Raw genomic sequence first — 23276 nt, forward strand, 5'->3', positions numbered from 1 at the left:
TCACATCATCACAAACAAACATGAATATCGTTTATTTAATCGGTAATGGATTCGATTTAAATCTCCGACTCCCAACCGACTACAAACACTTTTACGAGTATTATGTAACTAGTCACTCAACGTCAGAGATTATTGAACGACTTAAGAGACACATTCGCAATTATGAGGATCAAAACTGGTCAGATTTGGAAGTGGGCTTAGGGGAATATACTGCCCAGCTCTCTACTTATAAAGAACTGGAGGAGATTTTCATTAATCTCAACTTGGAGCTGACTAAATACATACAGATGATTGACAATCAACTCCCCCAATACTCCCAATCCTATAAAGATAAATTTTTAAACGATTTACGTACTCCCTATTCCTATTTAACATCAAAGGAACAGGCTATCATGATGTCGCATTACCAATCGTTCTCTTCAGACATATATACAAACATCGTTAATTTCAATTACACACATACAATTGAGCACATTACTCAAATCGAAAAAGGTAAACATATATCAATAGGACAATATGAAAAACGAAGTGTATATTTACGTCCAATTAATCACCTTCATCGAGAAATCGGCGACCGAGGGATCATTTTAGGGGTCAATGACGAAACACAAATCACCAATCAGGAACTAGCCTCCGATATACGTGCTAAAAACTTATTAATCAAGCCAGTTTGCAATGAACAACTAGGCTGGCTCAATGATGTTACCTGTAAACAAAGGATACAAGGTGCAAATTTACTATGCCTATTCGGGCTTTCACTAGGGAAAACCGACCGTTTGTGGTGGCAAATAATTGGAAAGCATATGGAAATGTCAAACTGCCACCTGATTTATTTCCACTATACAGATAAGACATTTCCTTTAGAACAACTAGAAATCAATTACAAATTATCACTTAAAGAACAATTATTGGACACACTAGAGATAATGAAAAATAAGCACGAAAATGTTCTCTCTAGGATTTTTATCGTTATTAATAGTAACATGTTTGTTAATCCCGAATTAACCCAAAGTATCGATGAAAACTTTATCGACATGATATTTTAGATCTAAAAATATGGAAAACAATAACTTAATAAAAAAGGCCTTGATAATTTGTTCGATATTATCTATAATAATGTTATTTCTCTTCGCATGGAAACAAGATTATGGGACAAAATGGCCTCTAGCGACCGATATTATAGGTCAATATGGAGATTTTATCGGAGGAGTTATAGGGACAATATTAAGTATTGTACTCCTATATTCCACTTTCCAATCTCAAATAAAAGAATCCAGAAAAAATGCAGATGTTTTTACAAAACAACAATTTCACGAAATATTCTCTCATTTAATACAACAACATAATTCTATTATCAACAATTTTTCTATGCAATTTCAATTAGATAACGAAACTAGCATTTCATTATCTGCAAAAGAAGCCATTCACTTCTATTTAGCACAAATGCAAAGAGATTTTGATAAAAACAAAGAGCATGGTCGTAAAGCCGCTGTAGAATACTATATGAATTTCTATGCTTCAAACAAAGATTTCGCACCAATTTATTTCAGAATTCTATACCGGATTTTCGATTTAATAAAAACGACAAATATTGATGCGAACGAGAAAGTAAAATACGCTAAAATCATAAGGGCTCAGCTGACAGATTCTGAACTTATTATGATTAGATATAATGCCATGACCAAATTAGGAAAGAATATGCAAAATTATATTGTCCAATATAATCTTTTAAAGCATATGCCACCTCTAAGCTTACTTGAATTCGGAGAATGGAGAGCATTATTTATAGAATCCCTACAAAATAAAGCCAACATCATATTATATACGACACACAAACTAATTCACGATCTTATAACATCAACAACATTAACAACATTAGCATATACCAGCAGCAAAACCAAATACAACATCAATGTATCAAAAACAAAAGATGGTAGTCAAGTAAAATTAGACTTCAATCGCCGTCTACACCTAACAATGGGGACTTTTGATGAGTTCTATTGTTTTGAAACTATTTCATTAGAACAGATTGAAGGACTTTTTGAAGCATGGATCAAGGAAATTTTTATTTTCTCTTGTTTTAATGCTAATCGGATTACAATTGAGAATTCTGTAGATTGTTCTAAAAAAAACAACGAACATTTCACGATAATAGTCACAAGTAAAAATAACAAAGTCCTTATTATCTAGAAACATCTCACCATGGAAACAACCGACGTAGTATTTATAGATACCAGCGTATTCATCGCAGAAAATTATTTCAACCAGAAGAACCGCATCATGACCCTGTGCGATTTGGCCGCCAAGAGACGCATTCATCTGGTCACGACCGCCATCACCAGCCGTGAAATAGAGCATCATGTGATAACTGACATGCGACAGGCCTTTGAGAAACTTCATAAAGACTGCAAAGCCCTACGCAATGACCCAACGATAGAAGCCTATCTGGATTCACATAGTAAAAGCCAGATTGTCAGTTTCGCCCGGAAGCTTTACAGCCAATACCTACGACACTCCCAAACCCACGTTATCGGTTACGAATATTGTACCGATACCCAAGCCATCTTCGAAAAATACTTCGGAAAAGAAAAGCCTTTCGGAGAGGGGAAAAAGAAAGATGAGTTTCCAGACGCATTCGCCCTACAGGCTTTGGAGAATTATTGCAAGAAGACAGGACTTAAAGAAATCCTTGTACTTACCTGTGACAATGACCTAAACCAATACAAGAGCCAATACCTTCGTCCGCTCAACCACATGGCATATGTCCATCAGAAACTTTCAGAGGATACCAGATTCACTTCTTTTGAGACAATGTTACACGACGAGTGTCAACGTCTTCAAGAAGAAATCCGTACCCAAGTATACGAAATGCTGGACAACGAGACCTTGTATTATTACCGATTCCAGTTAGCAGAAATATCCGAAATCGATATTACCGCATGCGATGTCAAAGTCAACCCCAACCAATACTATATCACCGAAAGTACCCCCGCTTTCATAGAAGCAGAGATTTTGCCCGAGGTGACATTCTCTGTTGACGTGCATCACCAAGATCTGGACTACGGCTATTACGACCGGGAGGACGGTTGTTGGTATGGCGAACAATGGACCACTACCACGTTTGACAGGACCTTAGACATGAAAGTTCTGCTTCATTTTGATATAGATAGTGATTCCCTCGAAATAGCCGACTTGGATTTGGATGCCATTGAAGATTCTATCTGAGATGCAAACAATTCATTAACCATTAATCATTCACCATTAAAAAGCATTATCTTCGCCTCCCCAACATACGGAACATTGCAAGCAGTTATGAAAAAGATAGAAATCAACATCCACGAATTCGGTCCATTGTCCGGCCAGACCATTACCCTGGCCCCGTTCATGATATTTACCGGAAAGTCCGGCCTCGGCAAGAGCTATGTCAATTACCTGACCTATTACTTCTTTTCATCCTTCACCGAAGGCCGCCTGAAAGACCTTGTCGAATACAAGCTCCGTGAGAGCCGCCCCGACCAGCCGCTTACCATCACCGAAGACGAGCTTCGCCAATGGCTGAACGACGAAGCCGAACCCTTCATGTGCGAATTGCTGGGCAACGACCGGCTGACCTGTCAGGTAAATTTCGCGTTCCATCTGGAAGAAAAGCAGCTTACCATTTCCTATACCAAAGAAGACCTGACCCCCGAACTCCCGAAAGAACTGGAAGGCGAACAGATGATAATATACTATGTCACCGTCAACGCATCGTCCCCCATCCGTTCCATTGCCCATACCCCTGACAGGACGACCGACCCTACCGCCTCTTCCCTAGCCCGGGCCCTCGGCTATTACCTGCAAGACCATCTGTTCGGAGAAGAATTTTCCCGTTCCGTCCTGTTGCCTCCGGCCCGTAGCGCCTATGCCAGCAAACTCTATACGGCCCAGGACAGAGCCACCTCCTCTGCCGACCTGTACCACCGTGCCCTGCGTGATGCGGGCCTGAGCCGAATCGGCCTAACCGTCGGAAAGCCCAGCCGCCGGCTCATCACCCCTCTGGTCGAAAAGATGCTTGGCGGGAAACTGACCTACCGGAAGGGCCGCTTCACGCTGGAACTGCCCGACGGCCCCAAAATCCCCCTCACGGCCTCCGCCTCCTCCGTCCAGGAGCTGAGTCCGCTGCTGTTCCATCTGATGAACTGGTCCAACATCCCCCACATCCTCTGTCTGGAAAATCCCGAAGCCCAGCTTCACCCCGACATGCAGGTCGAAATCGCCAATCTGCTCGCCATACTGGTCAACGAATCCTCCTTCCTTCACCTGACCACGCACAGCGACTACTTCCTGCAACGCATCAACCAGCTTATCAAGACCGGTTACATCCGGCAGGAGCAGCCCAAGACCTTCAAAAAGCTCTGCAAGGAACACAAACTCAACAGCCGCCTCTACCTGGACGCCAGCCAGATCAAGGCCTACTATTTCCATGCGGACGAAAACCGCCGTGTCCATATCGAGGAACTGGCGATTGGCCGGAACGGCATCCCCTTCTCCACATTCTTCGACACCGTAAAAAAACTGAGAGACGAAGACGACTTCCTCAACACCCTCCTGTAAAACGCATTCACCATTCATCATTAACCGCTAATCGCTTACCACTCACCGTTAACCGCTAATTTAATTTTCAATTATCAATTATCAATTATCCATTTAAAAAAAATCATGGCATGATTTTTTTTACTACCTTTGCCCCGACAAACAAAACAACAAGGGTTCGTGTCTCCTGACAGCGCTTGGGAGGGGCGAACGCGTAGCGTGCAAAATAATGCCATTTTTCTAAATTATCAAACTATCCAACAGCTATAAAATTGAACTATATCTAAACATGTATCCATTTAGCGCAATTAAGAAATATATAGATAGCAAAGATCAAAGGAGTATAGAGTCTTTAAAAAATTCCATATACATGCTCATCATAAAAATCATGTCAATGGGCATTAGTTTTTTATATGTACCTTTATTAATTCACCAATTAGACACTACAAATTACGGAATATGGTTAACATTAACGTCTATTATTTCATGGTGTAGTTTTTTAGATATAGGATTGGGACATGGTCTAAGAAATTTATTAGCAAAAGCTATTGCCCAAAATGAACAAAAAAGAATAAAAAGTCTTGTTGGTACATCTTATGCTATCCTAGGATGTGTTATCATAATACTTATACCACTGACTCTCATTATATTTCCATTATTCAACTGGGCGCGAATATTGAATGCTCCAGACTCCATGAATAAAGAATTGCTATACCTTGCTATTATTGTTACAATCTGTTTTTTCCTTCAATTCGTCCTGAATTTAATCAAATCAATTCTATTCGCTATTCAAAAGCCCGCATTATCATCGTTCATTACATTCATATCACAATTTACTGCATTTCTTATCGTATATATTCTGTCTTTACAGCAAACCAATTACTCATTAATTACTTATGGTGGAATAATTTCATTAGTACCTGTGATTACCACATTATTAAATACTATACAATTGTTTAGAACCAAATTAAAATCTATGTCATTTTCAATAAAAGACATAGATTTCTCTCTAACAAGTTCCTTATTCAATTTAGGAATAAAGTTCTTCTTTATACAATTAACCGCAATCATGTTATTTCAAACAAACAATATCATCTTAACTCATGTCGCAGGACCTGAAAAAGTTACTGATTTCAATATATCATATAAGTACATAGGTATCACATCTATGATTTTTACGATTATCATTACTCCAATATGGTCTGCGACAACAGATGCATATTACCGTAAAGATTACGATTGGATTAAACAGACTATTAAAAGATTAAAGAAGATATTTTTACTGATGACAATATCAGGCATACTTTTAGTATTAATTTCAAAATGGATATATCACATTTGGATTGGTAATCAAATACAAGTTGATTATGGTGTACAAATACTTGTTCTATTGTATTTTACTGCAAGTATGTGGTGTGGAATTTATTGTAATATATTGAATGGTATAGGAAAAGTGAAGCTGCAATTTATTATTACATTTATTGAAGCTATAGCACATATTCCTCTTGCAATATTATTAGGAAGAATATACGGAATATATGGGGTATTAGCATCCATGTTCCTTATGACGTTTATTAACACTATTTGGGAACCCATACAAATCAAAAAACTTTTAACTAATAAAGCAAAGGGAATATGGAATTCATAAACAGAATAAAAAGCAGAATAAAAAACAAAATAACAAAGAAATCCAATAAAACAATAGCAATATATAATATAAATTATGACGCTTCAAAAAAACAAAAGAAAATAGCATTTATTTATCGCGAAACTTTATTTTCCAACCCTATTAAACTGGAAAATATTAGACATGTAAATGTTCTACACCAATTTCAAATGATAAAAGTTTTAATAGAACATAATTATTGCATTGATATATATTCATGCTCTTCATATACCCCCAATCTAATAAAAAGCGATTACTATGATACGATTTTAGGTTTTGGAGCAAATTATATAGAACTATGCAAACATAATAAACAAGCCATAAAGATTCTATTTATAACAGAAAATGCACCATGGATAGTAAAGAATAAATTTGAAGAACGCCTTAAGTATTATCGTGCCAGACATCATAAGAATCCATACTCTATTTCAAGAACCCAGTTCTACAATAAAGAGATGTTTGACATATCAGATATAGGGATTGTTATGAATGGTAGTCATAATCTAAAAGAAATAAGTAAATCATTCAATAAATCCTATCAAATTAATGTAAATGCTCTTTTTAATCCCAACATTCAATCAGTACCTTTCAAAGATTATAAAAAAATAAGGAAGAACTTCGTATGGTTTGGTTCAAACGGACTAATACACAAAGGATTAGATATTTTAATAGACGCATTTTCCTTACTTCCTGATTATACTTTGAATGTCTACGGAGCTCCTGAAAAAGAATTAAGAGAATTCAAAATACCCAGTAATGTTATAATTCATTCAAGTGTAAATGTATATTCAAAGGAATTCATCAATGATGTTGTCTGCCAAAATACCTTTACATTATCCTTGTCATGTTCCGAAGGAATGATGTCTGGGATAGCAACATGCATGGCACACGGCCTTATTCCTATTACAACTGTTGAAACCGGATTTGACGATTTTAAAGACAATATTATTTTTAAATCCCATAAACTAGAAGATGTTATAGACACCATCAAAGGTACTACAAAATTGGATGAGCAGCAATTACAACAATTGTCATCAAGAACTTTCGAATACAGCCAAAAAGCTTATTCTATTAACAATTTCACAAATAAATTCAATGACATTATTTCCGAAATTGAAAAGCAGCCTATATTATAATCATGAATAATATTATAGTATTAAAAAGATTTAGATTACCAATATTTGAATATTTCTATGTATTCATTATGATTATATATATGGCACAGTCCACTCCTGAAACAGGAAGAATGGTTGGCCTGATATCAGGGAATCCTATTCCATTCTTATTCCCTATAATTCTAACTTTCATATTATGCCAAAGGCATTCTATAACATTCAATAATAAATATCTACATCTTACACTAATAATATATGGAATATGGGCTATATGTTCACTTACTAAATATAATATCTTCAATACCAAAGAATTATCATATCATTTTTTTATGGTATATGCTATTATAATAGCCTATATACATAACCAAATTTTTGGTTATAAATTATTCCATATTTATGAGCACATACTAGTTTTGCTTTGCCGCATCGCTCTCATCGGCTGGCTCATAGCCATTTTAATTCCATCTACAAATTCTTTTTTCAGATTATTTCCTGAAACAGGCTATGGGAACCATATTTTCTATATTTTCAATTGGATGGATCCAGCTAAGGGACAAATATATGCTGGTATATTACGAAACGCTGGTTGTTCATGGGAACCGGGTAGATTTGCAATCATGATAACTCTTGCTATATATTGCAATTTATGTAATAATGGAATTAAATTTAAACAGAATATAAACATCTGGATTTTACTTATAACACTAGCTACAACACAATCTACTACTGGTTATTGCATTTGCTTAATATCATATAGTATCTTTCTTGTAAAAAGATTCAATATTAAATACCTAACAATCACTATATTATTCTCTATATCTGCAATTTATGCAATTTCCCAAATTGATTTTATAGGGAATAAGATTTCTACTAAAATTAAAGAAGCCAATGATGTATCAAGATTAGAGGAAAGCTTTGCTTGGCAAGAAACCGTATTCAAAAAGGGTGAACAATCATATGCCATCGACAGATTAGACGCTATGGTATTTGAATGGATGAATTTCAAGAATGATCCAATATTAGGATATGGTAGAAACACTGAACATTCCTATTTTTATAACAATCTATCAACCAATTGTTCATTAGCTAATGGATTAATGGTTACTTTCAGCATGTACGGAATATTCCTAGGTTCCTTTTTCTTTTATATTCTTTTCTTATCCTCAAAAAAGATTGCTAAAGATAGTAACTATAGCAGGCCAATAGCTTTATTCATTCTAATATGCCTATCGGCTATCTCATACACAATTTTATCGATCCCTATTTTTACAACATTTTGGTTTTATGGTTTATTCTCTTCTAATATACATAAAGCCCATAAAATTAAATGCAACTAAATTCGTATAATCACTAACTAATAATTATGAAAATATTTTTTATAATAAAAAATCACTTTCCACATGGATTGGCAACCACAACCCGTGCAATTAATTATTGTAAAGGATTTATCGAAAACGGTATTGAATGTGAAGTTATTATACCTATTGCTTTTGAAAGATATGAAGAACAGACAATAAATAAGGAATACAAAGGAGTATATGAAGGAATTCCATTTCAATATATATCAAAGACACCTAAAAGAAGCAAGCACTTATTCTATCGCAAGATTAAAGATATTCTTGATTATGTAAAAACTCTTATCTACGTATATAAACATGTCACAGAGAAAGATATAGTTCTAGTATATGAAGGTGGAAATGTCTGGTTCAGATTCCTAGCTCAAACGGTTCATTGCAGAAAGAGCCATATCGTCATGGAATTAAATGAACTACCCTTCGGTACTGGCATAGAAACAAATAAAACAAAGAAAAAGAGAGAATATATCCTAAAAAATATATTCCCACTGTACGATGGTTTCATCACCATTTCTGAAAACTTATCCAACCTAGTATTAAAATATTCTCCAAATTCAAAAATCCTCAAAGTACCTATTATTGTTGATTCATCTATTTCTGAATGTGTTAAATCTATTTCAATTAATAGGCCATATTTATTTCATTCCGGTTCTTTATCAGAACAAAAAGATGGTATTATAGGTATGCTTGAGGCATTTGCAATTGCAAATAAAAAACTAAACTATCAATTAGATTACATATTAACTGGCTACCCCGAAAAGTCAAGAGACTATCATTTAATTACACATATCATAGACAAATACAAGTTGGCAGATTATATTCATTTTGTTGGATACCTAGCAAATGACGACCTTAGAGCATATCAAAAAAATTGCCTTGCCATGATTATAAACAAATACGATACTCAGCAAAACAAATACTGTTTTTCAACAAAGTTAGGAGAATATTTATCCTTTGCCAAACCAATAATAATAACAGATATTGGTGAAGCAATGCATTATTTAAACGAAACAAATTCATTTATTGTCAAGGCTGGATCGTCCCAAGAAATAGCTGAAAAAATAATCCACATTGTTCTAAACGAACAAGATGCAATTAATAAAGGAAAAGAAGGATATAAATTAGCCAAAGAAATTTTCAATTACAAATATCAAAGTAAGCGAATTATTCCTTTTTTTAAAACAATAATTGAATCATAACATCAATTATTATTTTTATAAAACACTTTTCAAACAATCAAATAACAAAGAAAGCTGTATGAAAATAGTACATATTATTGATACCTTCAAAGGTGGCGGTATTGCAAATTTCTTATTATCGCTATTACCTGCTCAAGGTAGATTAGGACATAATATTACATGTATTATCGTGGAAAAATTCGACAATGAATATTGTTACAACCTATCCCAAAAACTCAAAAAAAACAATGTAGAAATTATATGCCTAAACAAACTACAAGCCAACAAAATATCGCTCATTAGATCTTTACTAAAATGTCGGCGATTATTAAAACATTTACATCCTGACATTGTAAACACTCATGGTCCAATGAGCCATTTCATAGGAGGATTCTCTACAATGTTCACAAACCTGTCACAATGTTGTACCATTCATAGCGCTCCTGAAAAATGGGGGAAAGATATAAGATGGATTTGCTCTAATAAGCCACTTATCTTTTGTTCTAAAGCTGCATATGAAAACCGCGCGCAACAAAGTAACTGCATGATATCTATAGACAATGGAGTAGCTCCAGAATTAATACAAACTTCTTCCATTACAAATTTAAGATCCGAATTAAATCTACAAACAGACGATAAAATTGTAGTGTTAGCAGGATCACTACGACCAGTCAAAAATTATGAATTCTTAAAAGATATTGTTGATGAATTAAACAATACATCCATACATTTCTGCATATGTGGAGGAAATTATGGTACAGGATATATTGATGCCGATACATTTAACGGCTATCCAACAATACATTGTATAGGACTTCGTTCTGATATGTCTGCTATAGAGAATGGGAGCGACTTATTCTTAAGTTGTTCCCTACGTGAAGGGTTACCAATCTCTGTACTTGAAGCTTATTTCAACGGAATACCTTGTGTTTTATCACCAATTCCACAACACAAAGCTATTGCTCAAGACATAACAGCTTGTATCATCCCAGAAGATTTCACACCTAAAGCATTTGCAACAGCGATTCTAAAATCATTGAAAAATCACGAAACTCACAATGAGATATATTTAAAAAGAAAAGCAAATATAAACAAATTTACAATAACCAATACCGCTAAACTATACATTAATTTTTACGAACAAATAAAGAAGTAATGCATAACAATATATCCTATACACTAAAAAATGATTTATGCACAGGTTGTGGTATATGCAAAGGCGCCTGCCCATCAAATGCAATCTCAATAATCACACAAAATGGAAGATTCCTTCCTAAGGTAGATACGGCATTATGCAAAAATGACAAAGGTTGTCACAGATGTATAGATACATGTCCTGGGATAGGTATTGATCTTACAAGAATAGCTCAAGAACAATTTACTAGTAATAGTACAAAATCGGATAAAATGATTGGCCGTTATTTGAAGTGTTTTGTCGGGCATAGTAACAACCAAGAAATCAGATACCACTGTGCTTCAGGAGGAATGACCAGTCAATTTTTAATATATTTGTTAAACAAAAAATATATTGATGGTGCAATAGTTACAGCATTTGACCCAAGCAATGAATTTTTAGTAAAAACATATATTGCGACCAATGAAAAAGAGGTTTTAGCAGCGAAAGGTAGTAAATATTCTCCTGTTTCTTTTCATAATATCGTAACAGAAATAAAAAAAGCTCAAGGTAATCGATATGTAATTGTTGGATTACCATGTCATATACATGGCTTTAGAAAATTAGAATCTATAGATAGAAGGTTTAAAGAAAAAATAATTGGTTATTTTACAATCTTTTGTTCTTCTGGAAGAACTTTCAATTTAACAGATTATTTATTTAGAGAAAGAAAAGTTGCTAAACAGAACTTGACTTATTTTTCATACCGAGATGAAGGTTGCCTTGGTTCAATGGTTATTCAAGAAAAAAATGGTAGAAAAATTGTAGACAAATATCAGAACTATTATCATCCGCTCAGAAGTTTCTTTATTCCGCGTAGATGCCTGTTCTGTATAGATCATTACGGAGAATTAGCAGATATATGTTTTGGTGATATCCACATAGAACCATATATACAAGACAAAATCGGAATCAACTCCATTATTGTAAGAAAACAACAATGGCTAGATTGGATATTAGAAGCCCAAAAAGAAGGATATATTGAAATACAAGAAATATCCTCTACTATCTTAAACAGTTCGCAAAAGATGTCTAACAAAAAGAAAGGACGAAATGGAGAATTCATCAGTCTAAATAAAAGGTTTGGACGGGAAATACCCAAATATGATGTAAACTATTTAAAACCTGCCTCAATAAAGACAATATTCAACTATATACAAAATAGATGCCAGCAATTTATCGGTTGTCACAAATCATTATGGTGGTTAATAGCCCCTCTAAAAAAAGATACAAGTAACTTGAAATAATTAAAGTATGATCAAAATAGGTTGCGTAATAGCGTACAATGATAATCATAATAATTACGGCACATCCCTACAAGGGTATGCAATGTTAAAGAAAATCCAAGATTTAGGATACTCTTGCGAAGTAATACGTTACATCAAGAAACTTTCTTATAAACAAAAAATACAATATATCATAAATGCTATCCGGGCTGGAGAAACTAAAAATATCATCGCCCGTATTACAAAAAAAAATAATTTACGAAAACATCCTCAATATGCAGAAGGCATAAAGCAACGAACCAAAGTAGTAAACAAATACAAAGAGATCAAAATTATCCCCTATTTTCACAAGTTCATTGGATTTCAGGCATTACAGGAAGGAACAAAAATATACGATGCCATTGTAGTAGGGAGCGACCAAGTTTGGTCCCCATTAAGCCTTCCCAATAAATTTTTCAATTTACTATTTGTCGACAAGAATATACCTAAAATAGCATATGCGAGCAGCTTTGGAGTTAGTGAAATTCCAACCTTTCAAAAAAAAGCTACCGGCAAATACTTAGACAGATTCCAAGTGATAGGTGTCCGAGAACAAAGAGGAAAAGAAATTGTAGAATCACTTTCTCACAAAAAAGCTCAAGTAGTTGCAGATCCTACATTGCTTCTCGACAGAAAAGAATGGGAAAAGGAAATTAGAGAATCAAAAAAACTTGAATCACAACCATTTATCTTTTGCTATTTTTTGGGGAATAATCCCAATGCAAGAAAAGCGGCTAACGAATTAAAAGAAAAAACCGGATATAAGATTATAACAATCCGGCACATGGATGAATATGTTCCCGAAGATGAGTTTTTTGGAGACGAGGCACCTTACGACATTGACCCCAATGACTTTATAGCATTGATCAGTCAAGCGGCCTATGTTTGTACAGACTCTTTCCATTGCACAGTATTTTCTATCATTTTCGAAAAACAATTTATGACCTTCTACCGATTTGCCATAGGTAGTAAAACTGCTAGAAATTCCAGGATTGACAGCCTATTTGCTGTACTGGGAATTAACAGAGAAAGAATTTATTCAAATGAAATATGTGAAACCATTAATCACCCAATAGATTATATTTCCGTAAATCAACGCTTATCTCAACTAAGAGAAGAATCTATAAAATTCTTGACTAATGCTTTAAAATATAAATCATGATTAATAAACAAATCAGTAATGCCGTTCTAATGATTGGTGTGTATTATAAAAACAATGCACCCGGAGGAATGGCAGCGGTCATTCAATACTACAAAAAATATTTTGAACAGCTAAATTATGTAGCTTCATGGAAGTTAGGAAGCAAGTTCACCAAAATTCGATTTTTCATTATTTCATTCGTACAAGTCCTTGTACAACTCATTGTAAATAGAAAGATAAAAATTGTTCATATTCATTCTGCAGCAGACCAATCATTTTGGAGAAAATCCATATTCATCAAACTGTCCAAGCTATTTAAAAAGAAAGTCATATTACATATACACGCTTCTCGATTTAAAGACTTTTTCAACGAAAGCAACAAAAAACAAAAAATCATTTCCAATATATTAATGGCCGATACTGTAATAGTACTTTCAAAATCATGGAAAGATTGGTTCACACAAATCGGAATCCCAGCCAATAAAATAATTGTACTTAATAACATCGTCGATTATCCACTTATTTGCAACAGCGATAATTCAGACAAAAAAATCAAGATGTTATTTCTTGGCGAATTAGGAGATCGAAAAGGGGTTTTCGATGCGTTAAAAGCTCTATCAATAAGTCCTAAAGAGTATTTGAACAAATTATCTTTTAGAATAGGCGGAAATAAAAATGAAGAAAAACTGAAGAATTACATTACAGAGCATCAACTATCTTCATTCGTCAGTTTTGAAGGATGGGTTGCTAATAAGAAAAAAGAAGAGCTACTCAATTGGGCTAACCTATTTATATTACCGTCATATAATGAAGGATTACCAATATCTATTCTTGAGGCAATGAGTTATGGTTGTGCAATTATTTCAACACCAGTAGGAGGGATACCAGAAGTATTACATGACCACACAAATGGTATTATTGTCCAGCCGGGTGATATTAACTGCATTAAGAATGCAATAGATTTCTTTGTTAACAACCCCGAAATATGTCAAGATTATGGACAAAAAAGCAAAGATTTTGTAAAACCATTCTTACCCGACAGTGTAATAAATGAATTAAACAGCATATATAAACAATTATTAAACAAATAGGTTTATCATATGAAGAAAGAAAAAAAAATAAAGATTTGCCTTACATGTAATAGTGGTGGACATTTCCAGCAACTTAAACTTGCATTAAAATATGTACCACTTGAGAACTACGAATCGTATTGGATTACAGATAAGGCTAAAAATCTGCAAAAGACTCTCAAGGGAGAAAAACATTATGCCTTTATAAAACCAGCATTGAATAGAATCTACTGGATTATCAATGCCTTACAATCTCTTTGGGTATTATTCAAAGAAAAACCAGACATAATTATTTCTACAGGAGCAGGAGTTTCTTTTCCGACTATGTATTTCGGAAAAAAAATCTTCAAAAGTAAAATCATCTTTATTTGTTCTGCAGCCAATGTAACAAAACCTTCCAGAGTTCCTTATAAGGTGTATCCTATAAGTGATTTATTTTTAGTACAATGGCCAGAATTAAAAGAAATATTCCCTAATGCTATTTATATTGGTGTCTTATGATATTAGTAACAGTCGGAACACATAACCAAGCTTTTGATCGATTGATTAAAGCAGCTGATAATTACGCAGCGACAACAGATGAAAAAATTATTATCCAAAAAGGTTGTTCTTCCTATTCATGTATTCATGCTGAATCTTTTGATTATTGTTCAAAAGAAGAAATGTCTAAACTTATAGAAGCCGCAAGTATTATAATTATGCAGGGAGGATGGGGAGCTATGTGTGAAGCCATTGATAGGAAAAAAAGTATTATAGCAGTTCCTAGAATTGAAGGTATAGAACATATCCATGACCAGGAACAAGTTGTTCGCAAATTAGAATCATTAGGTTGCGTAATTGGTGTATATGACATAAACAAACTGCCCGAAGCTATACAAAAAGCAAAAACATTCCATTTTGCACCTCTTCAAAGAGGAAATGCCTTTATAATTAATGAAACCATTAACAAATGGTTTCCAAGATAATTAAATTTTTATATATATCATCATGGAAAAAATTTTAGTTACAGGTGGTTCAGGCTTTATTGGAACAAACCTTATTGAATACTTAATAAATAACACCCAGCTAGAAATTTTAAGTATAGATATAGTTAATCCCAAAATAAAACGGCATGAAAAGTTTTGGAAAAGAATAGACCTGACAAACAGCTCTTTATTATCTAAAACAATACAAGATTTCAAACCAGATTACGTTATCCACTTAGGAGCTCGTACCGATTTAAGAGGAGAAAAAATATCTGATTACAATGCTAACATCCAAGGAGTATCCAATCTATTAGATGCTCTTGAAAACATCCCCAACTTAAAACGTGCTATATTCACATCTTCAATGTATGTATGTGAACCTGGATACATGCCTAAAAACTCGGAAGACTATGCACCACATACTCTATACGGAAAGAGTAAAGTTGAGACTGAAAAAATAATCAAAAGTAGAAATCCTCAATATACATGGTCTATCGTCAGACCAACTTCTATATGGGGACCTTGGTTTGGTGAACCATATGACAAGTTTTTCTGTATAGTTCTAAACCATATGTATTTTCATATGGGAAAACGTGCATGTAAAAAAACATATGGATATATAGATAATTTTATCTATCAAGTAATGTCCATCTTACAAGCTCCTCAAGAACAAGTTGCAAAAGAAGTTTTCTACTTAGGAGATTATATTCCCTATGATATAACAGAATGGGCGAATGAAATAGGCCACTATGCCCATATTAAAATCCCTCATGTTCCTTTTTTCTGTTTTGTTATTATGGGGTGGTTTGGAGATTTTCTCAAGAAAATAGGAATAACCTTTCCTATGACAAGTTTCAGATTACATAATATGACAACAGACAATGTGCATAATCTGGATAAAATTAAGGCTATAGCGCCCAATTTACCGGTAGAGCGTATAAAAGGAACAGAAATCACTATTAATTGGATTAAGAATGTAGAAAAGGAACTACACAAGAGTAAAAGACAATGAAAGTTTCCATAATTACATCCTGTTTTAATCGCGAAAAAACTATTGCACAGGCTATAGAAAGTGTTTTGTCACAAGATTACCCAAACATCGAATACATCGTTGTAGATGGAGCCAGCAAAGACAATACCTTGGCAATAATCAACCGGTACAGAGGACGTATCTCTCATATAATTTCCGAACCAGACAATGGAATGTATGAGGGAATAAATAAAGGAATTCGCGCAGCAACAGGTGATATCATAGGGTTACTGCATTCAGACGACTTCCTGTTTTCTACCAATACTATCAGCCGTATCGTAAAGCGATTTGAAGAGACTCAGGCCGACTTCATATATGGTAATGGGTTATTCGTGGATTCTGACAATACTGATAAGGTTGTAAGAAACTGGATGGGAGGAAAGTACAGCAAATGGAAAGTGCGTCATGGATGGTTACCTCTACATCCTACTTGCTATATCAGAAAGTCGTGTATGGACAAGTGGGGGCTTTATGATGAAAGTTATAAAATTGCCGCCGACTCGGATTTCTTATTCCGTTATCTTTATGAAGCAGACTTGAAAGTAGAATACTTGAATGAGTATATCGTGAGAATGAGAATGGGAGGATTGAGTACAGACAGCAAACGGAGAAAGATGATGTGGGAAGAGGACATACGAATGTACAAAAGTCATGGTATGCCCCCTACCCTAACCAAACTTGAAAAAATGGCATGGAAAGTGCCGCAGTTCATTTCAGCCAAACTGAAAAGATTTTAAATATGGATTTCATGAAGCAGGTATTATGAATCCTGTAATCCCATTTTTCGGAAATTTATTATTACGCTGATTATACAAAGAAATAAAATGAAGGATTATAAGATTGCAGTAGCCGGAACGGGCTACGTAGGACTTTCGATCGCTACGCTGCTGGCGCAGCATCACCAGGTGACGGCGGTAGACGTCATCGCCGAGAAGGTGGAGAAGATAAACAACCGCATCAGCCCGATACAGGACGAGTACATCGAGAAGTATCTGGCGGAGAAGGAACTGAACCTGAGGGCGACACTGGACGGACGGAAGGCGTACAGCGACGCGGACTTCGTGGTGATAGCGGCACCGACAAACTATGACCCGGTGAAGAATTACTTCGACACGAGCCACGTGGAGGAGGTGATCGACCTGGTGCTGGAGGTGAACCCGCAGGCGGTAATGGTGATCAAGAGCACGATACCGGTGGGGTACTGCCGGAGCCTGTACGTGAAGTATGCGCAGCGGTTCAAGGAGTCGCCGGAGATGGAGGGACGGAAGCTGAACCTGCTGTTCTCGCCGGAGTTCCTGCGGGAGAGCAAGGCGCTGTATGACAACCTGTACCCGAGCCGCATCATCGTGGGCTATCCGAAGATGATGGACGACGGACGCTTCGGGGAGGAGAACGCTGCCATACGGGCCATAGCGGACGTGCCGAGGCTGGAGGAGGCGGCGCATGCCTTCGCGGCACTGCTGCAGGAGGGTGCGCTCAAGGAGAACATCGACACGCTCTTCATGGGGATGAAGGAGGCGGAGGCGGTGAAGCTCTTCGCAAACACGTATCTGGCGCTGCGCGTGAGCTACTTCAACGAGCTGGACACGTATGCGGAGGTGAAGGGGCTGGACACGAAGGCCATCATCGACGGCATCTGCCTGGACCCGCGCATCGGGACGCACTACAACAACCCGAGCTTCGGATACGGGGGCTACTGCCTGCCCAAGGACACGAAACAGCTGCTGGCGAACTATGCGGACGTGCCGGAGAACCTGATTCATGCCATCGTGGAGAGCAACCGCACACGCAAGGACTTCATAGCGGACCAGGTGCTGCACAAGGCGGGGTATTATGACTACTACAACCGGGGGACTTTCGACCCGCAGAAGGAGCAGCCGTGCATCATCGGGGTGTTCCGCCTGACCATGAAATCGAACAGCGACAACTTCCGCCAAAGCTCGATACAGGGGGTGATGAAGCGCGTGAAGGCCAAAGGGGCGGAGGTCATCATCTACGAACCGACGCTGGAGGACGGCTCTTCGTTCTTCGGCTCGAAGGTGGTGAACAATCTGGAGGCTTTCAAGCAGCAGGCACAGGCCATCATCGCCAACCGCTACGACACCTGCCTGGACGACGTGAGGGAGAAGGTGTATACGAGGGATTTGTTCGGGAGGGACTGAGAGCAAATATCAAATATCAAATATCAAATATTAAATATCAGGTATCAAATATCGGGTATCAGGTATAAAATATTACTCAAGTTTCGCACTTGCGAAACTTGCAGGAGTTAAAGCCAATAGAATAAACAAAAGACTGTAAGATTGTATTAAAGATGGAACTTGAAATTCTGGATATACTAGATTGCAAAGACTATGAGCATGAACGCATCGTTCTGCAAGTAACAGATAACTGTAATTGCTGGCCTTTCATGCTCTTTAAAAGCCAATCGGGAAGTAACGGTACAAAATCGGCCTTTATTTTCCCAAATCTGGAAGTACAGAAAGGGGATATGATAACCATCTACTCCAAAAAAGGAAAGGACTACAAAATACGTCTATCGAACGGCTACAAAAATCACTGTCTGTTTTGGGGAGAAGATAATTCTGTTTGGACAGATTCAAGAAATGCAGCAATGCTGGTTAAAATAGAAGAGTACAACTATAAGGTTTTCTAAACACATATATGAACTTCTTATTCTGGAACATAAAAAAGAATACGAGCGAAGACTTTTTAAACAAAATATCAGAGCTAAGAGAAGAACAGAAGATAGACGTTCTAATGTTGGCAGAATTACCTGAAGAGGATATAGAGGTGGTAGAAAACAAGCTCAAGACGCAAACAGAGAACAAATTCAGACGAATAGGAGGTCTTGTTTTTAAAAAAGTCGTTATCTTTGCATCAAACGACATTCAGATATCACCTTTTGACGAAACAGGCAAGAGAATCGGCGCCTTCAAAATAAAAAGTGATGTCTTGGACAAAGAGGTATTATTGTTCGTCATTCATTTTTATGACAAACGGAATACCCCAAGTGATGAACAAAACGAAAAGATACCCCTAATAAAGGAATACATTGAAGAAGTGGAAAAAAGACAAGGTGACAACGAGCATTCCATCATCTGTGGAGACTTTAACATGAATCCTTTTGAAACGTCCATGATAAAGGCTGGAGGAATGCACGCGGTAATGGACAAACAAATTGCCGAAAAAGGAACAAGAACCGTTGAAGGCAGAAAATACACATTCTTCTACAATCCGATGTGGGGCTTTCTAGGAGACAATGGCAAAGGGGATGTGTCTGGTACGTATTACTATAGAAGCAGTAACCATATAGAATACTTCTGGCATCTGTTAGACCAGATTCTCCTAAGAAAAGGATTATTAGAATATCTGAATGATTGCGAACTAAAAATTGTGACAACAATTAAAGGCGAGAATTTGTTAAAAAAAGATGGGACAATCAAGACAGAAGGACTGTCGGACCATTTGCCAATAAAATTCTGTCTTACTATTTAAATGACAAAGTATGTGTAAAAATTTGTGGCCCACAATAGAGGCAAACCAGGAAGAAACTCCTAAAAACATCCTGAAGCAACAGGCTGATTATTTAAGCCAAAATACTAAAGGCAGAATTGTAGGAGAAATTGAAATAACAAATGGTGCAACTTATGAAATGCCTACCAATCTAAGAACTCCCCAAAGAAGAGGTGAATTGGAGTTGTGTGTCAGACTAGTCGTAACCGTACCAAGCATGGGGTATGTGAGATATCTCTTGGTGAGTATGCTCCAAAACCCGGTACAAACTTACCCCTGCCTCCTGAAAGATGAACTCAACGAAACAGAATATACCATTACAGATCTGGAAACTTTCATCGGACGCTTGAAAGAAATACTACAAAGCGAAAAAATGAAAACATTATTGTCAACAATAATGCCCAACGAATAACAAGTATAATTTGTAATCTATCTACTTTTTTTCTATCTTCGCATCATAACTAACCAATCGGACAGAATTATGGAGAAAGTGACAACCATAGCATCGTACATTTACCAGCGTTACCGGCAGGACTACGGCAAACGCATGGATGAGATGAAGTTGCACAAACTTCTTTATTTCGTCCAAAGGGAGGCCATCATTCAAACGGATGAACCGATATTCAAGGAACAGTTTGAAGCGTGGAGATACGGACCTGTAATGGTGGAAATAAGACGGATGTATAAGGATGAATGCCTCACGGAAAAATTGACGCAGGCAAGCATCGAAAAATACAAAAGTGTATTTGACATGGTATTCGCCACCTATGCACAAAAGGATTCGTGGAGCCTGAGCAGCATCACACATGGAGAATACTGCTGGGAAAAGGCACGAAAGGGAATTCCCAAAGATGAAAACTGTGACAGAAGGATTGACACCGACGACATCAGAAAGGATGCGGAAAGGGTGAAAATCCGCAGACTGCTCTATAACAAGCTAAACAGCGCTACTGAACAACGGATATGAAAATAACCGAACGACAAAAGGAGGTTATCTCCTCACTCATCTGTGAACGTTTGTCTGCCAACAATAGCAATCTGCGCTGTGTAGGGGATTTTTCCAATTCCAAAAACGAAAGCCTGACACGTACCTTGCAAAACGAGGCTTTTGAGGAAGATGGAAAAGGGAACATTGCATACTATGTAATCAAACATCCGAACGGGAACATCCTTTTCTACTTTTCTTTAAAATGCGGCTCTCTCTATGAAAGTATCAGAGGTATGGATTCCCTTAGCAAAGCCCGTGAACTCTACGATGCTGTGATTGAAATGAAAAATGACCCGGAACTGAACGAGAACGACAGAAAACTCATCGATTCGATTATCGAACGAATCAGGACCGGCAAAGGTTTAATCAAAAATGAACTGGCCCAACTGTCTTACAGCAAGAAAAAACAAATCATTAAAGAACTGGAACATCAGTCGGAAGATGACTTGAAAAGGGTAGGCAAAACTTTTGCAGGTATAGAGATTGTGCATTTCTGCGCGAATGACAACCACCGGGATGACTGGGAAAAACTGGGAATGGGGCAAAAACTGGGAGCTGTAGTTTTCTGGTGCTTTATTGTACCCAAAATACAGGAAGTGATGAAACATATCGGATGCGAACATATCTATCTGTTCGCCGCTGACATGACGCCTGACGAAAACCTGGTCAATTACTACAAAACTTATCTGGAATTTGAAAATACAACTGATTACGGAACAGCCATATCATTGTATGACTACGGATGTAAATTCATGCATCAGAAAACAGAATCTCTTAAAGAAAGGCAGATGAGGTTTTTCGAACACTTCAACCGCGACGAAAATGCCGTGTAAAAACGGCCTATATCTGAAAAAGAGTGCTACGACGCCTGCCTGGATGACGTGAGGGAGAAATATCAGATATAAAATATAAAATATTAAATATCGGGTATAAAATAAATGATGGTGAGATCCCTCGACAAGCTCGGGATGACAGGATTGCATAATTTTCAACCCCTCCACCCTCCACTCTCAACCCTCCACTCTCAACTCTACAAAAACTCTCCACCGGTAACTGTTTTCCTGAACGAAGTGAAGGATCTCATATTCCGGTAATGATGGCAGGCGGGAGGTGTGAGAGAGAAGTGGAACAGATGTTGTTTTTCTGAGAAAAAATTGCTTTCTTTGCAAAGAATTTAAAACATAAGGCAGATGACCCGAGATGATATTTTAAAACTGAAAGCTGTGACATTGTATATTCTGAAGCAATGTGGAGGGGAACTGGACTTTATCCATTTGTTCAAAATCCTGTACTTTGCTGAAAGAAGTCATTACGCCGCTTATGGAAAACATCTGGTAGCTGATACTTTCTGTGCCATGGAACGTGGACCTGTGCCTTCATTCCTTTATGATGCAGTAAAGGTGGCCACAGGTATCAGTGGGTGTACGGATGCAAGTGCATTGAAACTGATTTCGTCTGCATTGGCTCCCGCGGGTGGAGAATGTCGTTACTATATAGTCCGTGCGCTGGAAGAACCTGATATGGACGAATTGAGCCGCGCAGCTATCGCTTCATTGGACAAGTCCATTTCTGAAAATCAGAATAAAGATGCCCGACAATTGTCTGAGGAATCTCACGACGAGGCATGGAGAGAAGCTTGGGACCATAAGCACGCCTCACCCATGAAAAGTATTTCGATAGCGAAAGCCGGTGGTGCAGAAGACGGTTTTGCTGCATACATTGCCGAACAGGAGAAGTTGGACAAGTATTTGGCTGATGATGGGAAGTATTGCTGACAAGTTATCAGAAAAACAAAAGGAACGACTTGTCACCTCCTCCATTTCAGAAGGTGATGTCTTCCGAATGCATTTGGGAGATGAAGAAAACGTAAAAGGAAAAAACAGCGGTGACGACGGCCGAAACAAGTACTTTATTGTCATAGGACATGATTCTGAAGGAAATGCCATCGGCTTTGTTTTAATTGACACTCAAATCAATCCACACTTGCCGGAGAAACGCAAGAATATGCACTATCCATTGTCTGCTAAAAAATATAACTTTCTTGGAGGAATCACTCGGTTTGTAGATTGTTCTGATTTAAAAATCATATCTAATAAAAGATTTTCAGAATTGTTCGGAAAGAACAGCCTGAAAGGGTGTATTCAAGCGGACGATTTGTCGTATATCAAAACTGCCGTTGCCGACTATGAAGACGCTTCACCCAAATTATTGAAACGTTTTGGACTGATATAATGCGAATTA

General features: G+C 36.9%; 24 protein-coding genes. All 24 read left to right on the forward strand.

Annotation, left to right across the window (positions count from 1 at the left end):
- The first annotated feature begins 20 nt into the window (after window positions 1-20).
- The 24 genes from RDO88_RS03555 to RDO88_RS03670 all read left to right on the forward strand — a co-directional run bounded on the left by RDO88_RS03555 (window position 21) and on the right by RDO88_RS03670 (window position 23267).
- Window positions 21-1046 (forward strand): AbiH family protein, encoded by a 1026-nt coding sequence (locus tag RDO88_RS03555; protein ID WP_307758053.1) that lies wholly within the window; start codon window positions 21-23, stop codon window positions 1044-1046.
- 10 nt (window positions 1047-1056) lie between these two features.
- Complete coding sequence (locus RDO88_RS03560; RefSeq protein WP_307758054.1) at window positions 1057-2190, forward strand: putative phage abortive infection protein; 1134 nt, start codon at window positions 1057-1059, stop codon at window positions 2188-2190.
- A gap of 12 nt (window positions 2191-2202) precedes the next feature.
- Window positions 2203-3225, forward strand: a complete 1023-nt coding sequence (locus RDO88_RS03565; protein ID WP_307758055.1) for a PIN domain-containing protein — start codon at window positions 2203-2205, stop codon at window positions 3223-3225.
- Window positions 3226-3312: 87 nt separating this feature from the next.
- Window positions 3313-4593: an AAA family ATPase gene (locus RDO88_RS03570; protein WP_307758056.1), complete on the forward strand. Its 1281-nt coding sequence runs from the start codon at window positions 3313-3315 to the stop codon at window positions 4591-4593.
- A gap of 268 nt (window positions 4594-4861) precedes the next feature.
- On the forward strand, window positions 4862-6220 hold the full coding sequence (locus tag RDO88_RS03575) for an oligosaccharide flippase family protein (protein WP_307758057.1): 1359 nt from the start codon (window positions 4862-4864) through the stop codon (window positions 6218-6220).
- Window positions 6208-7374 (forward strand): hypothetical protein, encoded by a 1167-nt coding sequence (locus RDO88_RS03580; protein ID WP_307758058.1) that lies wholly within the window; start codon window positions 6208-6210, stop codon window positions 7372-7374. The genes RDO88_RS03575 and RDO88_RS03580 overlap by 13 nt, the downstream gene beginning before the upstream one ends.
- 308 nt (window positions 7375-7682) lie before the next feature.
- A complete protein-coding gene (locus RDO88_RS03585; RefSeq protein WP_307758059.1) occupies window positions 7683-8690 on the forward strand; it encodes a hypothetical protein in 1008 nt (335 codons plus the stop codon).
- Window positions 8691-8716: 26 nt separating this feature from the next.
- Window positions 8717-9907: a glycosyltransferase gene (locus RDO88_RS03590; RefSeq protein ID WP_307758060.1), complete on the forward strand. Its 1191-nt coding sequence runs from the start codon at window positions 8717-8719 to the stop codon at window positions 9905-9907.
- A gap of 58 nt (window positions 9908-9965) precedes the next feature.
- Window positions 9966-11042, forward strand: coding sequence for a glycosyltransferase (locus RDO88_RS03595; protein WP_307758061.1), 1077 nt, complete (start codon window positions 9966-9968; stop codon window positions 11040-11042).
- The gene (locus RDO88_RS03600) at window positions 11042-12307 is read left to right on the forward strand and encodes a Coenzyme F420 hydrogenase/dehydrogenase, beta subunit C-terminal domain (RefSeq protein ID WP_307758062.1); all 1266 of its coding nucleotides are present in this window, start codon (window positions 11042-11044) and stop codon (window positions 12305-12307) included. Before RDO88_RS03595 ends, RDO88_RS03600 begins: the two co-directional genes overlap by 1 nt.
- A 7-nt stretch (window positions 12308-12314) precedes the next feature.
- Window positions 12315-13487, forward strand: coding sequence for a polysaccharide pyruvyl transferase family protein (locus tag RDO88_RS03605; protein WP_307758063.1), 1173 nt, complete (start codon window positions 12315-12317; stop codon window positions 13485-13487).
- Window positions 13484-14557 (forward strand): glycosyltransferase, encoded by a 1074-nt coding sequence (locus tag RDO88_RS03610; RefSeq protein WP_307758064.1) that lies wholly within the window; start codon window positions 13484-13486, stop codon window positions 14555-14557. The genes RDO88_RS03605 and RDO88_RS03610 overlap by 4 nt, the downstream gene beginning before the upstream one ends.
- Window positions 14558-14566: 9 nt before the next feature.
- Window positions 14567-15037 (forward strand): PssD/Cps14F family polysaccharide biosynthesis glycosyltransferase, encoded by a 471-nt coding sequence (gene pssD / locus RDO88_RS03615; RefSeq protein WP_307758065.1) that lies wholly within the window; start codon window positions 14567-14569, stop codon window positions 15035-15037.
- Window positions 15034-15501 (forward strand): glycosyltransferase, encoded by a 468-nt coding sequence (locus tag RDO88_RS03620; protein ID WP_307758066.1) that lies wholly within the window; start codon window positions 15034-15036, stop codon window positions 15499-15501. The genes pssD and RDO88_RS03620 overlap by 4 nt, the downstream gene beginning before the upstream one ends.
- 22 nt (window positions 15502-15523) lie before the next feature.
- Entirely contained in the window at window positions 15524-16513 is a 990-nt protein-coding gene (locus RDO88_RS03625) for an NAD-dependent epimerase/dehydratase family protein (RefSeq protein ID WP_307758067.1), read from the forward strand.
- Window positions 16510-17268 carry a glycosyltransferase gene (locus RDO88_RS03630; protein ID WP_307758068.1) on the forward strand — a complete coding sequence of 253 codons (759 nt, stop codon included), beginning with the start codon at window positions 16510-16512 and terminating at the stop codon, window positions 17266-17268. Before RDO88_RS03625 ends, RDO88_RS03630 begins: the two co-directional genes overlap by 4 nt.
- Window positions 17269-17355: 87 nt before the next feature.
- Window positions 17356-18693, forward strand: a complete 1338-nt coding sequence (locus RDO88_RS03635) for a UDP binding domain-containing protein (protein WP_307758069.1) — start codon at window positions 17356-17358, stop codon at window positions 18691-18693.
- A gap of 152 nt (window positions 18694-18845) precedes the next feature.
- Window positions 18846-19187 (forward strand): hypothetical protein, encoded by a 342-nt coding sequence (locus RDO88_RS03640; RefSeq protein WP_307758070.1) that lies wholly within the window; start codon window positions 18846-18848, stop codon window positions 19185-19187.
- Window positions 19188-19195: 8 nt separating this feature from the next.
- Entirely contained in the window at window positions 19196-20029 is an 834-nt protein-coding gene (locus tag RDO88_RS03645; protein WP_307758071.1) for an endonuclease/exonuclease/phosphatase family protein, read from the forward strand.
- Window positions 20030-20039: 10 nt separating this feature from the next.
- Window positions 20040-20459, forward strand: coding sequence for a hypothetical protein (locus tag RDO88_RS03650; protein ID WP_307758072.1), 420 nt, complete (start codon window positions 20040-20042; stop codon window positions 20457-20459).
- Window positions 20460-20528: 69 nt separating this feature from the next.
- Complete coding sequence (locus tag RDO88_RS03655) at window positions 20529-21014, forward strand: type II toxin-antitoxin system antitoxin SocA domain-containing protein (protein WP_307758073.1); 486 nt, start codon at window positions 20529-20531, stop codon at window positions 21012-21014.
- Window positions 21011-21868 carry a hypothetical protein gene (locus tag RDO88_RS03660; RefSeq protein WP_307758074.1) on the forward strand — a complete coding sequence of 286 codons (858 nt, stop codon included), beginning with the start codon at window positions 21011-21013 and terminating at the stop codon, window positions 21866-21868. The genes RDO88_RS03655 and RDO88_RS03660 overlap by 4 nt, the downstream gene beginning before the upstream one ends.
- A 357-nt stretch (window positions 21869-22225) precedes the next feature.
- Window positions 22226-22810: a type II toxin-antitoxin system antitoxin SocA domain-containing protein gene (locus tag RDO88_RS03665; RefSeq protein ID WP_307758075.1), complete on the forward strand. Its 585-nt coding sequence runs from the start codon at window positions 22226-22228 to the stop codon at window positions 22808-22810.
- Window positions 22791-23267: a hypothetical protein gene (locus RDO88_RS03670; RefSeq protein ID WP_307758076.1), complete on the forward strand. Its 477-nt coding sequence runs from the start codon at window positions 22791-22793 to the stop codon at window positions 23265-23267. The genes RDO88_RS03665 and RDO88_RS03670 overlap by 20 nt, the downstream gene beginning before the upstream one ends.
- The last annotated feature ends 9 nt before the right edge of the window (window positions 23268-23276 follow it).

Origin of the sequence: uncultured Mediterranea sp. (genome assembly GCF_902493215.1) — a bacterium.
Lineage (GTDB): Bacteria > Bacteroidota > Bacteroidia > Bacteroidales > Bacteroidaceae > Bacteroides.

Excerpts from the sequence above, each read along its gene's own strand:
- RDO88_RS03655 (WP_307758073.1), top strand. The coding sequence starts at position 20,529 with ATGGAGAAAGTGACAACCATAGCATCGTACATTTACCAGCGTTACCGG.
- RDO88_RS03580 (WP_307758058.1), top strand. The coding sequence starts at position 6,208 with ATGGAATTCATAAACAGAATAAAAAGCAGAATAAAAAACAAAATAACA.
- RDO88_RS03640 (WP_307758070.1), top strand. The coding sequence starts at position 18,846 with ATGGAACTTGAAATTCTGGATATACTAGATTGCAAAGACTATGAGCAT.
- RDO88_RS03600 (WP_307758062.1), top strand. The coding sequence starts at position 11,042 with ATGCATAACAATATATCCTATACACTAAAAAATGATTTATGCACAGGT.
- RDO88_RS03595 (WP_307758061.1), top strand. The coding sequence starts at position 9,966 with ATGAAAATAGTACATATTATTGATACCTTCAAAGGTGGCGGTATTGCA.
- RDO88_RS03670 (WP_307758076.1), top strand. The coding sequence starts at position 22,791 with ATGATGGGAAGTATTGCTGACAAGTTATCAGAAAAACAAAAGGAACGA.
- RDO88_RS03560 (WP_307758054.1), top strand. The coding sequence starts at position 1,057 with ATGGAAAACAATAACTTAATAAAAAAGGCCTTGATAATTTGTTCGATA.
- RDO88_RS03630 (WP_307758068.1), top strand. The coding sequence starts at position 16,510 with ATGAAAGTTTCCATAATTACATCCTGTTTTAATCGCGAAAAAACTATT.
- pssD (WP_307758065.1), top strand. The coding sequence starts at position 14,567 with ATGAAGAAAGAAAAAAAAATAAAGATTTGCCTTACATGTAATAGTGGT.
- RDO88_RS03650 (WP_307758072.1), top strand. The coding sequence starts at position 20,040 with ATGTGTAAAAATTTGTGGCCCACAATAGAGGCAAACCAGGAAGAAACT.
- RDO88_RS03590 (WP_307758060.1), top strand. The coding sequence starts at position 8,717 with ATGAAAATATTTTTTATAATAAAAAATCACTTTCCACATGGATTGGCA.
- RDO88_RS03660 (WP_307758074.1), top strand. The coding sequence starts at position 21,011 with ATGAAAATAACCGAACGACAAAAGGAGGTTATCTCCTCACTCATCTGT.
- RDO88_RS03575 (WP_307758057.1), top strand. The coding sequence starts at position 4,862 with ATGTATCCATTTAGCGCAATTAAGAAATATATAGATAGCAAAGATCAA.
- RDO88_RS03620 (WP_307758066.1), top strand. The coding sequence starts at position 15,034 with ATGATATTAGTAACAGTCGGAACACATAACCAAGCTTTTGATCGATTG.
- RDO88_RS03635 (WP_307758069.1), top strand. The coding sequence starts at position 17,356 with ATGAAGGATTATAAGATTGCAGTAGCCGGAACGGGCTACGTAGGACTT.
- RDO88_RS03610 (WP_307758064.1), top strand. The coding sequence starts at position 13,484 with ATGATTAATAAACAAATCAGTAATGCCGTTCTAATGATTGGTGTGTAT.
- RDO88_RS03645 (WP_307758071.1), top strand. The coding sequence starts at position 19,196 with ATGAACTTCTTATTCTGGAACATAAAAAAGAATACGAGCGAAGACTTT.
- RDO88_RS03585 (WP_307758059.1), top strand. The coding sequence starts at position 7,683 with ATGGTATATGCTATTATAATAGCCTATATACATAACCAAATTTTTGGT.
- RDO88_RS03570 (WP_307758056.1), top strand. The coding sequence starts at position 3,313 with ATGAAAAAGATAGAAATCAACATCCACGAATTCGGTCCATTGTCCGGC.
- RDO88_RS03625 (WP_307758067.1), top strand. The coding sequence starts at position 15,524 with ATGGAAAAAATTTTAGTTACAGGTGGTTCAGGCTTTATTGGAACAAAC.
- RDO88_RS03555 (WP_307758053.1), top strand. The coding sequence starts at position 21 with ATGAATATCGTTTATTTAATCGGTAATGGATTCGATTTAAATCTCCGA.
- RDO88_RS03565 (WP_307758055.1), top strand. The coding sequence starts at position 2,203 with ATGGAAACAACCGACGTAGTATTTATAGATACCAGCGTATTCATCGCA.
- RDO88_RS03665 (WP_307758075.1), top strand. The coding sequence starts at position 22,226 with ATGACCCGAGATGATATTTTAAAACTGAAAGCTGTGACATTGTATATT.
- RDO88_RS03605 (WP_307758063.1), top strand. The coding sequence starts at position 12,315 with ATGATCAAAATAGGTTGCGTAATAGCGTACAATGATAATCATAATAAT.